This window comes from Paracoccus sp. TRP (genome assembly GCF_000185925.1).
In the GTDB taxonomy this organism is placed as follows: Bacteria; Pseudomonadota; Alphaproteobacteria; order Rhodobacterales; family Rhodobacteraceae; genus Paracoccus; species Paracoccus kondratievae.
In genome coordinates this window covers 219,630-231,651 of record NZ_AEPN01000002.1, presented here as the reverse complement: position 1 = coordinate 231,651, position 12,022 = coordinate 219,630, and the positions used below count along the sequence as shown (strand labels likewise).

The window sequence follows — 12,022 nt, the reverse complement described above, 5'->3', positions numbered from 1 at the left end:
GGTCACGTCTCGACGGAAATCAACACCCGGCCCCCGCCTCGCTTTACAAGGCGTCGTTCGTTCCGATTGTAGATGCCGCCAAGAACCGCATTTCGTTTGACCTCTGGTGGACAAACGGCCGGGCCAACCCCTCCGGCGGGGTTGAGATGGGCCACGGGCGCAAGCTGCAATACGCGCGGACCAATGCAGTGTCGGTCCCTATCACTTTGCGACCGACCGCAATCGAGGCCGAGGCGACGGCACGGGCGCTGGTCGACAACCGCACGGGCTGGCTGCCCGTCTCGGTAACGGCGGATGGTGACGAGTGGACCGGGACGCCTGACCCTGCGGTGATCGCCGCTGGTGTGCCATTTAATGCTGACAGCGTGATGGTCCTGACCGTGCCGCGCACCAATACCGGCCCTGTCGGCCTGACGGTCTCGGGTGACAGTTACGGGCGGCGCGTGATCATGAACTCGGATGGTCAGCCTCTCACCGGCGGCGAACTGGTCGCGGGTCGCCGCGTGGCCCTGATCCGCACCCATCCGACGCTGCGGATCTGGACCGGCGCGATGGGCTGGCCCGATCTGCGCGCCGAGCGGCTGTCTCGCATCACCTCGGTTGTCAATGCGGGCACGGTCGCGCTGGACACGGTTGCCGGGACCGGGGATGCGATCACCGCGCAGGTGCCCCAGATCCTCAAGGATCAGGGCATCAGCGCCGCCAACCTGCGTAGGATCAGCTTTGTCCCGACCGCTGCCAATACCGGCACTCTGGCCCCGACCATCGATATTGACGGTATGGGCGCGGTGCCACTGTACACCGCCGCCAACACAATCCCGCCAGCCGGTGCGTTGCAGCCGGGCCGACTGGCCGAGGCGGTCAAGATCGGCCCGCGCTGGCGGCTGATCTCGGGCGAGGTGCGCCGCGACGAGATGGACAGCGCGGTATCGCATCTGACCGATCTGACCAACACCGTGATCGACATTCAGGACGCCGAACCTCATGTCGGCGATGAGCATGTGCTGGCGATCGATCAGGCGCAAAATGCCGTCGCCTATTTCGACGCCATGGGCCGGCTGGTTCTGGGCGGTCTGGTGGTGGACTGGTCTCAGGTCGATTTTGCGACGATGGACTGGGGCCGGATCGTCACCGACGATATACATGTCGGCGACCCGCTCGTCGTCCTTGCCGATGCGGCGGGCAACGCGCTGATCTGGGTCACGGAGGACGGCGTGGCTGGCGGTATCGGTTCCGGCGGCGGAGGTGTTTCACGCCCGGCTCCTACGACCACCGGCAATGCGTGGCAGATCATCGATGACGGCACCTCGATCCGCTATCTGTCCGATCAGTACGAGGGCCACGTTCTGGGATTTGAAGAGCGGGACGGCGTCGTGCTGGGCGAGACGGGGCGCGTGGCGACCGGCATCCTCGCCTTTGGCGGTGGCTCCAGTCTGGTCGAGCGCGTCATGTTCGAGGACTGGCGCTATCACCTGCGCGATCCCGATCTGGCACAGTCGTCGGGAATGCTGGCGGCAGAGGCGCAGGCCGTGGCCATGCTGACGGACAATCACGCCCGCCACCTCGCGTTGCCTACGGTCATCGGCCTGACCGCCGGCATCGGCAGTCCGGTCGAGGCCGACACGGCCCGCGAGTCGTCGCTCTATCAGGATGCGCTGACCCGGATCGCAACCGCTGTCACCAACCTGCCCAGATGGGATAAGACGCTGGTGATCGACCGGGTGCTGCTCTCGCTGCTCGGCGGCGCCCCGGAAACCAGCGAGATCGCGGCGGACAATATCTATGCCTCGACCGCCGCCAACCTGCGCGCGGACATTGTTGCCGCAACAGGACAGGGCCTGCCACCCCTCGTTGTGGTCTCGCCATCGGCCGGGACGCGCGACGGCGGATCGTCTGCCGTGGCGCTGGCCGAGGCGAAGCTGGACAGCACTCATCCGGCCCTCGGCTTTGTCGTCGCCTGCCCGCGTCATGCCTATGACATTGACGCCGGGACGCTGGCCACCCTGACTCCGCAGAGCGCGGCTATGCTCTCCGAACTGGAAGCCATTGCCGTGCGCGAGATCCACGGCGGCGGGCTGTGGTATTGCCCGCGTCTCGTCTCGGCCACCCGCAGCGGCACCACGATCACCGCCACATTTTTGTCGATGTCAAATCTGGTCCTGCCCCCGGGCGGCGATCACGGCCTGTCGCTCGGGGGTGATACTGGCGGGGTCACCATCACCGGGGTCAGCCTGTCGGGCAAGACGGCGACGATCACCCTGTCGGGCGTCCCGTCCGGCACCCTGACGCTCAACTGCGCATGGGGCCGCGAGGGGACCCCGACCGACGCCCGGCCGATCAACCGCAGCGACATCCGTGACCAATGGTCCGAGCCGTCGCGCATCCAGCCCGGTCACACCCATCACCGTCTGGCGCTGCCCGCCAGCGTCACCGTCAATTGAGGATCAAGCCATGATCAGACTGCCTGTCACCGTCACCAACCTGCCGCCCCAGCCGTATGTCCCCAGCGCGGAACTCGGCTTGATCGATAATATCCGCCACTGGTGGACCACGCATCAGGAGGAATATCGCACCGATCCCAGCGGTCGCGGCTATATCCGCCCGGTGATCGGCAGTGTGCCTCTGCAAGTCGGAGGCACACTGCCCGCAACATTTTCGGAGATGACCAGGAATGGCCGCACCCGGAATCCGTTTGTGAACGACCGGCAGAGAGAGCGGTATTTCAGCGTCCCGATTGAAATCACCGGGGAATGGCTCTCTGTCGTCACAGGTTTTCGGGCCGAACCGGGCAATAACACCCTGCACCTGTGCGGACTGTGGCTGAACGAGGGCACTCTTATCATCCGTCCGATCATCAGTGGCAACGCTGCGGCGGGTGGCGGGATCTCCTGGCATGACGGTACGACCGAAACCGTGATCCTCTCCGGCCCCCGTCCGACCTCGGATGAGACGCATTTTCTCACGCTGGCCTGGAATCGTGCAACCGGGCGGGTGAAGTACGCGATCGACGACGCAACCCCTGTCGTCAGCGGTACGACCGCCGCCGTGTCCAGTTCGGGAACTGCAAACCTGACGTTCGGCGCGAACCCCGGGCTGGATGCCTTTGTCGGTCACGCTCTGAACCTGGGCATCATCGACGGGGATGCCCTCACCGAACCCCTGACGCGCCAGCGCCTCAGCCAGTATCGCATCGCCCTTTACGGAGCCTGATGATGCCTGTCCAGAACATCCTGTTTCTCGCAATCGATGACTGCCCCAGCATGGAGATACTGGGGCAGTTCGGTGTCACCCCGATCACACCGGCCTTCGACATGCTTGCGGCCCGGGGCACCACATTTACCCGCGCCTATTGCGAGATTGCCGTCTGCAAGCCCAGCCGGTGGGCGGTGATGTCAGGCTATTCGCCGTTCCAGACCGGGATTTTCGATCTTGGCGAGGACGAATGGCGGACGCTGGCACCACAGCAACTCTGGCCCTACCGCTTCAAGGCGGGCGGGTACCACTGCACCTCGCGCGGAAAAATCTATCATGGCTATGTCCCGATCCCGCGGGAGCATCACGATGTGCTTTATTCGGACGGGCCGAACCGGATTACCTTCGGGCCGCACGTCAGCACCCTCCCGCACAATGAATATTCGGGCGGATACGGCAATCTCGGCTCGACCGACCCCGCCGACGACGCCACCTATTACGACTACAAATCCAGCCAGAATTGCATCGACTTCCTGCGCAATCACGACCCGGCGAAGCCGTTTTACTGCGAGGTCGGGTTCCACCATCCGCACACGAACTGGAACACCCCGGATCGCTTCAAGGCGATGTATGACGCCAGCCAGATCGTCACCCCGGATACATGGACCGGAGAATGGGACATCACCGATTTTGCCCACAACTTCATCATGGGCGGTCGGGACGAACTCGACTTCGCCGCCTATTGGCAGGGCAGCATCCGCAACCAGCTGAGTGCGGTGTCGCACGTCAATCACCACATTGAGCGCATCCTCGAAGAACTGTGGTCTGGTCCGCACGCGGATAATACCCTCGTGCTGCTCTATTCCGACCACGGCTATCACAGCGGCGACCGTGGCTCGTTCCACAAGTTCTCGATGTACGAGGAATCCGCGCGCGCGCCGCTCTACATCTACGTCCCCGGTCAGACACCGCGCGTGGTCGATGACCCGGTCAGCTTCATGGACATCGGGCAGACGCTTCTGGACTATGGCGGCCTGCCGCTCATGGATCACTGCCCCGGCATCAGCCTGCGCCCCTATATCGAGGGTCAGTCGGTCCCGGCCCGATGGGTGCCGACTTTCTGGTATGGCTCGGCCTCTGCGACGGACGGCCAGACGCGGATCATCCGCTATCAGGACGGCTCGGCCGAGTTTTACGACCTCTCCGAGACGCGGCACCTGACCCAGCCACTGCCGCTCACTGATCCTCGTTACGCGCCCGCGCTGAACGGATTGCTGCAATGCTGCGCTGACCGGGGCTATCTGCTGGTCGAGCAGGGCATGGAAGCCACGCCCGGCGCCCCATGGGTCAGCCTGCTGGGCGGTGATGCAGCCGAGAGCGGCATCACCCCCGGCACCAGTTTCGCCAGTATCGCGCCGCGCACAGCCTATGCCGAAGCCCCCGGCTATCGGCGCCAGCTCATCAGCGTCCTGGGACCGGGCGAGAAAGTCATGCTCGGCCCTGATACCGACTGGGTGACGATCATCTGCGGCAAAGAGACCAAAGAGGTCACGGTTGATGCGCGCGGCAAGGTCAATCGCCGCATCTGGACCAACGGCATGAAGGATGAGAGCAACAGGCTGACCAAGGTCAAAATGACCATTGAGGACGGCGACAACCTGATCGATTCCGGCTGGCATCAGATCGAACTGCGCGCCGGTCCCGGCAATGACACGCTCAAGGCAGGATCGTCCATGGCCGACTGGATCGACATGGGGCCGGGCGATGATGTGGTCGAGAACGCCATGCAGGGCAATGACACGATCTATGGCGGCGCCGGAAACGACTGGCTCAACGGTGAGCGCGGCCATGACCTGATCTACGGCGGTCCCGGCAACGACACGCTGATCGGCGGGGCCGGGAACGACACCCTGCACGCCGATGCCGGATCTGATGAGTTGCATGGTGGCGAGGGTGGGGATCGGTTTGTGATCTACCGCACCGAGTGCGTGCAGACGATCATGGATCTGGACGAGTCCGACATCATCGACCTCAGCCGTTGGGCACCTCTCGGCCCGGTGCGCGTCGTGCAGGTTGGCCGGGATGTCGAGATCACCGCAGGGCTTGAGCGCGTCATCTGCCGCAAGGCCGATCTGGAGACCGTTCAGGCCGCAATCACAGGAGTAGCCTATGTCTGATAAACACGAAACCCCGCAACCCGGCACGGACGAGGCCGTCGCGCGCGGCCGCACCTGCGACTATCGCGACGGGGAGCCCGAGGATAACGACCGCTGGCCCGACTGGATCACCACCGGCTGCCCGCTCCATGACAGCACGCCGCAACGACCGGGGGGCGATGGAAGTTGAGTGCCGGTACAGTGTTGACGATACGTGCAAAAGTTGTGTTCTGTGGCCCGGTGCGCCTTTGGTCAGCGCGCAAGACATAGGGCTCGCGACATGATCCTACATAGCTTTAAAAGACACGATGGCATCAGGCTGCTTGAGTCGCCGGCTGAGCTTTTGAAGCCTATCCCGCTCGGCAACGTGGTGGCGCATAATTTCGTCAGGAATGAGCGCAGAAGAGCGGCTCTTGATGTCCACGTATCTGACTATTTCTGGCATCGCAGAATGATGTCTGGTTTTGTGGTGAAGACGCTTGTAGCGGGAGTTAGAAAGCCGGGGTTCAGGCGGTCAGTCATGACCTCGGGCAATAAAGTTCTTCTGAATGGATCGGCTGGAGATCGGGCAAGAAATCTCATTCGGCGGAGCTTGGAATATTCCGAAGAGAGTATTGATTTTTTCAAGACGTACTACTCTGAGCCGCTACTCCCGCCGAGTGCTCATGCTGAAAAAATAGATGCTGACACATGTTGGATAGAGGTTAAAAATTTCTATAACTTTTTCCATTTCTTAACTGAAAGTTTTCACAAGGCGTTCTCTGATCGGAAAGTAATTAAAGCGGCTAGCAAGACCGTTTTTAAGTCCGGATCGAAACGGGTGGAAGGTTTTGTAAAGAAGTGGATTGATGACTTCCGCGAAATTATCGGATCTAACGTGGTTATCGAGGCGGGATCAAATGGGGCGGATTCTGCTCCGTCGAACATCATAACTCCGCTTTCAGCCAAGCATCTGCTGTATCAGTTCGAGGGGCCGCATAGGGAGATGATCAATGCGGCCCGGCCGCCGGGGCATAGCTGGACTGGATATGATGCCACGCCGCACCCCGTGAAAATCCTGGCCTTGAATTCGGTCGATGACAGCATGTTCGAATTCCGGGATGCGGCTATCGCTCTTGCAAAGCAAAGAGTGGAACGTAAGTGGGGCCGAAAAATATACGTGGCAAGATCGAAAGCTATCGCCCGTCAGCGTGTGATGAAAGGAGAGGATAACCTGATCGCTGCGCTGCAGGCTAAGGGCTTCGAGGTTGTCTATTTTGAGGATCTGTCGCCGTTGGAGCAAATTAGATGCGTTAACGGCGCCCGGTGTATCGTGCTGCAGCACGGTGCTGGCATGGCGAATATGATGTTTGCCAGCTCGAACACACACGTCTTTGAACTTGGTACTTATCAGACGGCAATGTCTCGCTGGGGTGACTTTATCCCAATAGCGCACGTCGCGAAGTGTCACTATCACCATATTTTCCTCGATATGGATTATGAAGGTGAGGACACGGATCCCGTCTTTGCCGATCACGGGCTCGTCGCCCCTGTGGTTTCTGGGGAGGATGTGGAGCGAGTGATGTCGCTTATTCTAACTCATGTCCGAGACAAGAGTGATGGAGTGGTCGGTGGATTAAAAACGCACGCTCAAGCCTTGACCGGACGGCAAGCATACAGACAAGCTTATCGGCTGCTCGACTCCTATAGGCAATTTGTCGAGGATCGCGCCGAATACTGGGAAGAGCGGGCGATACTGGATGATCTGTGTGGTCATCGCAGATCAGCGTGCAATAATTTTGTGAAGGCGTGGCGGATTTCTGGGTCCGAAGCGGCGAAGGCAGCGTTTATTCGGCTTGCTGATCGCGAAGACTATGAAAGGCATCCAGATCTGCGCTGACCTTGGCAAATTATCTACATCAACGCCCGCCATTCGGCGGGCTTTTCTATGCAAAGGAGGCGGGATGGCCGATGATCCGAACAACTGGCGCGCCATCGCGGGGGCCAGATCGCCGGAAGTGTGGATCGCGCTGATTGCCGGTGTGCTCTACGTCTACCGAAAATCGCAGCACCCGTCCCGGCTTGCCCGCGTGGTCGAGGCAGGGATCAGCGGCATGATCGGCTATTCTCTCGGCCCCGATGCCGCTGCATGGGCCGGGGTCAATGACGTGATCGCGGTCCTGCTGCTGTCGTCGGTGGGCTATCTCGGGCTGGACGTGCTGACCTCGATTGTCGCTGACCGGGCCGTGATCCGCGAAATTCTCATCAGACGATTGGGAGGCAGGAAAGATGGCTGAACTGTCCAATCTGCGCGCAACGGCGCGACGGCACAGCACGCCGGGATCGCTGGTGATCCTGCTTTGCGCGGTGCTGGTATTTGGTCCCCGGCTCTGGGATGCCATTCGCGGTGAGCCGTGGATAGATAATCATCTGACCGTGGTTCAGAACAGCGGGGGTGGGGTGGTGGTCGAGGACGTGACCGTCACGAACGCTCCAGTCAATGGATTGCGCTTCACCTCTGCGGAGACGGCGGACGGAACCGTGCTGTGCAGCACTGAACAGACAGACATCTGGCTGGGCGAGACCAAGCGTTTCTGGCGGCTGCCCGCATTCACGGGCTGCGACCAGCCACAGGAACCCTATCGCGTCTGTTCGCGCTTCTCGATCCGCTCGGAGAGCGACAGGCGGCGCAGTTTCGGGCCGTTCTGCTCGCCGCTCACCAAGCCGCTGGATGATGGGGATTGATCCTCGTTACGTTACCCCTGACGCCAGCACCTCATCGTCGGGCACGGTAACGCCGAGTTCTGCCGCCAGAGCCTCAAGCGCCGCAATGGTGGCATCGTAACTGCCCCCGGCCTTGGAGAAACGGTGCTTCTGGCCGCGATACCAGCGCAGCCATTTTGGCAGTTCTTCTAATGGGTAGGTGCTGGACCAGACTTCGCCGGTCAGCGTGAATGTCGTGTCGTCATGCGTCGCTTTCATGAGGCGCTTTTGCGCTCGCCTGACGCTCACTTCAACCCAGTAAACCGCCCCGCCTCGCGCGGGGTTTTTTCATGGAGAAACGCATGAAAGCCAACGCAGCCGCCATCGCCCTGATCGAGGAATATGAGGGCTTCCGTCCCCGCTGGTATCGCGACCCGGCAGGCGTCTGGACTATCGGCTAAGGCCATACCGACGCAGCGGGGCATCCTCGCCATGCCGACGATCCCGCCCTGACGATCACGAAAGCCGATGCCCGGACGATCCTTGAGCGGGATCTGCCCCGGTATGAGGCGGATGTAACGCGACTGGTGAAAGTCCCGATGAATGAAAACCAGTTCGGCGCATTGGTCAGCTTTACCTACAACCTCGGGGCCGGAAGTCTCGCCTCGTCTACGCTGCGGCGCAAACTGAATGCCGGGGACTATGCCGGTGCGGCTGCTGAGTTTCCGAGGTGGAACAAGGCCGGTGGCAAGGTCCTGAACGGGCTGGTGCGCCGCCGCGCTGCGGAACGTGCGCTGTTTGAGACGCCGGTGACGGTGCCGGAAAGAAGCGCGATCACGGCACCGTCAGGCGGGATTTTGGCCGCACTGCTGGTGATTCTGCAATCCATCTTCAAAAGGAGATAAGCCATGCTCAAAGGAGCTATCGCGCTGGTGTTGCGCTACATTCTTCTCGTTGGCGGTTCTGCCCTTGCAACTGCCGGTGTCATTACCGCGACGGGGGCAGAGCATTTTTGCTTCAATGTCCGCACTGTTGCTGATGCCGTGGCGACTGGTGTTGTTATGCTGCTTGGCGGCGGGGCTTCGGTAGTCGGCGGGATTGGCTGGCGGTTCTGGGCTAAAAAGCGCGGCGGGGTGACTTGATCCTCACCCCTGATGCCACCACGCATGACCGATCTGGCGCAGGTCAAGCTGGATCAGATGGCGGCCGAGCGTGGCAAGGACGCGCTGGCCGAGGTGGTAACGCTATGACGCATTAGTTGGTGTATGCCGGTGAGTCAGCTAGAGTTCCCGAATTTACGTCTGTTCGGTATTTGCAAACAACGTCGGCCAGCAGGATGTAATGTATTAGGTGGCCATTTTGGTGCAGGTTGGTTGTTGGCGTTAGCTTCTCCAACTGCTGCTGCAGTTTCTGCAGGATGGCCTCCCCGGCAAGCTCCCTTACCTCGGGACATCTCAAAGCCTCCTCTACCGCCTTGCGGAGGGGAATGTTGCGCCCTTGAGTTTTGACTGTCGTCGAGGGAGCTAGCGGATCTCTCCAAATGCTGCCAGTTTGTGCGGGTTTGATCTTTTTTAGCCTCGTCAGCCGGTCAAAATTAATCTGCTGTGGCGCTTTCTCCGGTTGGTCGTACGGCAGTTTCGCCAGATCCTCACTGCAGTTTATCATAATGTCGAACAGCAACTGGTTGGTATGGAGTGCGTCCCTGTCCAGAAAGCGTGCACATTCGTATGCTGCACGGCTCCCGAGGATAACCCCCATCAATTCGCTGGATGGCTGCTTGGCAGTGTGATGGCGGCTGCGGTGTCGCCTATAATGGCGCACGGCCGCCGGCATGGTGCTGTCGTAGGATGTTACGGGCAAATCAATATCAGCGTGCAAGTCGCCCATCCACGCGCCGAAATCTTTTGGGTTAGCGAAAATAGGCTGAAAATTTGCGATATATTCGCCGAGCGGACCTCGCCCAAAACTCTCATAAAAATCTCGATGATCTTCTCCGCCGACGCCGTTAAAAGTGATAATGGTGCTATCTTGGGACGCCACGGGCAAAATGTGTGGAGAGTATCGGGCCAAGTTGTAGCGCCTCCACGTTATGTATGACGTCTCGTCTTCAAGTAGGGTGTACTGACGACGGTTCGGGTTGTTAATCGGGAACCCAAAGAAGTCTGAAATTTGACAGGCAACAGCAAAATCCTCCTGCTGGCGTCGATCAGAGTTGAACAAAATTGCTTCTGACGACAGAAAATCGCATCTACCTGTCATTTGCAGTGTGTGGAGAATGACAGAGAAAACTGTCCTGGAATCGACTCCTCCTGTCAAATCGGCGCGGATAGCCATGCCACCGTCGAGGATAGTCATTATCCGACCTCCCCATATGGCGAGCAAATCTGACAAAGCAGTCTCGTAAGAATTATGGGCTGGTTGCCGTTTGCGATGACTTACTATCAGTTTGTCACCAGCGATGATTTTTTTATCATAGGATAGCAAGCGAATTTCTGCGAACGGCGTGCGCTCAGATGTGGGGGCCTGTAGCAACGCGGAGTTGGATTTCCAAGCGTCGAGCTGCGCTTTGCATAGCGTAAGAGGCAGGTTTCTGCGCCTAGCTGCCCGCGCGACAAGTTCAAACGATGGGGAGACAATCCAGCTTGAACCGCTGCTGTAATAAAATAGTGGAAAATATCCGCGAAAATCGGTAGAGAAAATTGTATTTCCAGATCCATCAGCCTGAACGTATAAATAACAGCCATCGTTGTCACTCTGGAAGCGTCGACCGGACTCCGTGAACGCACGAAATCCTTCATGTCCGATCACTAGGTCCGTTCCTTGGAATCCGTAGCCAAAGAATGCTGATTCAATCTGGCTGCCGTCCGAAGTGAAAATAATATCACGCAAGGTAATAACACATTTTTTGGTGCGCGCAGGGATGCGCACTGTACGATTGGCCGGTACCTGCCATGCTGAACCGAGTGGGTCAAGAGAGGCTGTGCTGCGGAAATCGCCGGCGATCTACCTTTCGGCGCGTGAACACATCGCACTCCGAACTGCGGCTAGTGCCGGAGCAAAGACACCCCCCGGTTCGACCGGGGCGGGGTTTTAGCGTTTCAGGCGCCGGTGATCTCATGGCGCGCTGCTACTGGACCAGATGGCGTCGATGTGACGCTGCCCCCCTAGACTCAATCGTTCTTGTTGTGTTCCTGTCATGGAATGCCAGAATCGCCTGCTCGCTATATCGTCCATATCTGGTGCCATTGTGGCCATGAAGGCCCGGCAGGGCTGGGTCATTGGGTGCATCGTGACGAGGTGCTGCGTCGGGCGCGATGCACGGTGTGCGGTCGTCGGGGCGCTAAGACCATGATCGTCCCGACAGAGTTCCCGAAAATGGGCTGCGATCCCGCCGCCGATCTGGAGGCGTTGCGACGGGAAAGAGGGTGGTGACTACGTCGCTGATTGTCACCCCTGACGCCGGGCGCGGTGCTGGGCGAGGGCATCCCGTGCTGTTTCCTCGCAGCGGTCTACAATGCGGTTATCCACGATGGGGTTGCCGTAGCCCTCATTCTGGCAATGCTCGTCGATCTAGCTCAGCGCCCCCGCCAGCGCATCCGCGTGTGCCCGCTCGTCGGATAGGGCGGCTTCGGCGCGTTCGGCACGGGCTAGGTTCGCGGTTTTCTCCTGCATGTTCGAGCGCAACCAGCATTCGAGCCGATACGAATGCGCTTGCAGCCTCTCCACCTCGGTGCGGAGGCGGGTGAGTTCGGCGGCGGCTTCATCATGCCTCACCCAAGCGCCGATGCTGGATTCGCGCTCCACAACCCATGCATCCTGCCCAAATTCGGCCTCTGCATCCATCGCATATCGCTTCATCGCGCGTCCTCCGGGGGATGGGGCAGGGGCATCCAGTGGGTGGGAGTCCAATCCGGGTATCGCCAATCCTCTAGCAAATCGTGTCCGCTGCCACTATCGCACCAGGTGCTTCCGTCCCAGAATCCAACGTCCAT

The 12,022-nt window shown here is 60.0% G+C and carries 11 protein-coding genes and 1 pseudogene; 9 read left to right on the top strand and 3 right to left on the bottom strand.

Annotated elements, in window-relative coordinates; all coding sequences use genetic code 11:
* The 7 genes from PARACOCCUSGL_RS20205 to PARACOCCUSGL_RS0102380 all read left to right on the top strand — a co-directional run.
* Positions 1-2,441 (top strand): hypothetical protein (locus tag PARACOCCUSGL_RS20205; protein WP_010392662.1); only part of this gene is annotated, 2,441 nt, incomplete at its 5' end.
* Positions 2,442-2,451: 10 nt separating this feature from the next.
* Positions 2,452-3,210 carry a hypothetical protein gene (locus PARACOCCUSGL_RS0102405; RefSeq protein WP_010392660.1) on the top strand — a complete coding sequence of 253 codons (759 nt, stop codon included), beginning with the start codon at positions 2,452-2,454 and terminating at the stop codon, positions 3,208-3,210.
* Positions 3,211-3,212: 2 nt separating this feature from the next.
* Positions 3,213-5,369, top strand: coding sequence for a sulfatase-like hydrolase/transferase (locus tag PARACOCCUSGL_RS0102400; protein WP_040601629.1), 2,157 nt, complete (start codon positions 3,213-3,215; stop codon positions 5,367-5,369).
* Positions 5,362-5,538 (top strand): hypothetical protein, encoded by a 177-nt coding sequence (locus tag PARACOCCUSGL_RS21965; RefSeq protein WP_010392656.1) that lies wholly within the window; start codon positions 5,362-5,364, stop codon positions 5,536-5,538. Before PARACOCCUSGL_RS0102400 ends, PARACOCCUSGL_RS21965 begins: the two co-directional genes overlap by 8 nt.
* A gap of 90 nt (positions 5,539-5,628) precedes the next feature.
* On the top strand, positions 5,629-7,227 hold the full coding sequence (locus PARACOCCUSGL_RS0102390; protein WP_010392651.1) for a glycosyltransferase 61 family protein: 1,599 nt from the start codon (positions 5,629-5,631) through the stop codon (positions 7,225-7,227).
* Between the two features lie 64 nt (positions 7,228-7,291).
* Complete coding sequence (locus PARACOCCUSGL_RS0102385; protein WP_010392649.1) at positions 7,292-7,624, top strand: phage holin family protein; 333 nt, start codon at positions 7,292-7,294, stop codon at positions 7,622-7,624.
* Positions 7,617-8,072 carry a hypothetical protein gene (locus PARACOCCUSGL_RS0102380; protein WP_010392647.1) on the top strand — a complete coding sequence of 152 codons (456 nt, stop codon included), beginning with the start codon at positions 7,617-7,619 and terminating at the stop codon, positions 8,070-8,072. Before PARACOCCUSGL_RS0102385 ends, PARACOCCUSGL_RS0102380 begins: the two co-directional genes overlap by 8 nt.
* A 6-nt stretch (positions 8,073-8,078) precedes the next feature.
* Here the strand turns inward: PARACOCCUSGL_RS0102380 and PARACOCCUSGL_RS0102375 are convergent, their stop codons facing one another.
* Entirely contained in the window at positions 8,079-8,309 is a 231-nt protein-coding gene (locus PARACOCCUSGL_RS0102375; RefSeq protein WP_010392644.1) for a hypothetical protein, read from the bottom strand.
* 200 nt (positions 8,310-8,509) lie between these two features.
* Here PARACOCCUSGL_RS0102375 and PARACOCCUSGL_RS20200 point away from each other — a divergent pair.
* Together PARACOCCUSGL_RS20200 and PARACOCCUSGL_RS0102365 are read left to right on the top strand one after the other, a co-directional pair.
* A pseudogene (locus PARACOCCUSGL_RS20200) lies at positions 8,510-8,935 on the top strand (lysozyme); the annotation flags it as partial.
* Between the two features lie 3 nt (positions 8,936-8,938).
* Complete coding sequence (locus PARACOCCUSGL_RS0102365; protein WP_010392637.1) at positions 8,939-9,172, top strand: hypothetical protein; 234 nt, start codon at positions 8,939-8,941, stop codon at positions 9,170-9,172.
* A 112-nt stretch (positions 9,173-9,284) separates the two neighbouring features.
* On the opposite strand, the gene PARACOCCUSGL_RS0102355 is transcribed toward PARACOCCUSGL_RS0102365, so the two are convergent.
* Together PARACOCCUSGL_RS0102355 and PARACOCCUSGL_RS0102350 are read right to left on the bottom strand one after the other, a co-directional pair.
* Positions 9,285-10,919: a hypothetical protein gene (locus tag PARACOCCUSGL_RS0102355; protein WP_138918264.1), complete on the bottom strand. Its 1,635-nt coding sequence runs from the start codon at positions 10,917-10,919 to the stop codon at positions 9,285-9,287.
* 681 nt (positions 10,920-11,600) lie between these two features.
* Complete coding sequence (locus tag PARACOCCUSGL_RS0102350) at positions 11,601-11,888, bottom strand: hypothetical protein (RefSeq protein WP_010392633.1); 288 nt, start codon at positions 11,886-11,888, stop codon at positions 11,601-11,603.
* Between the last annotated feature and the right edge of the window lie 134 nt (positions 11,889-12,022).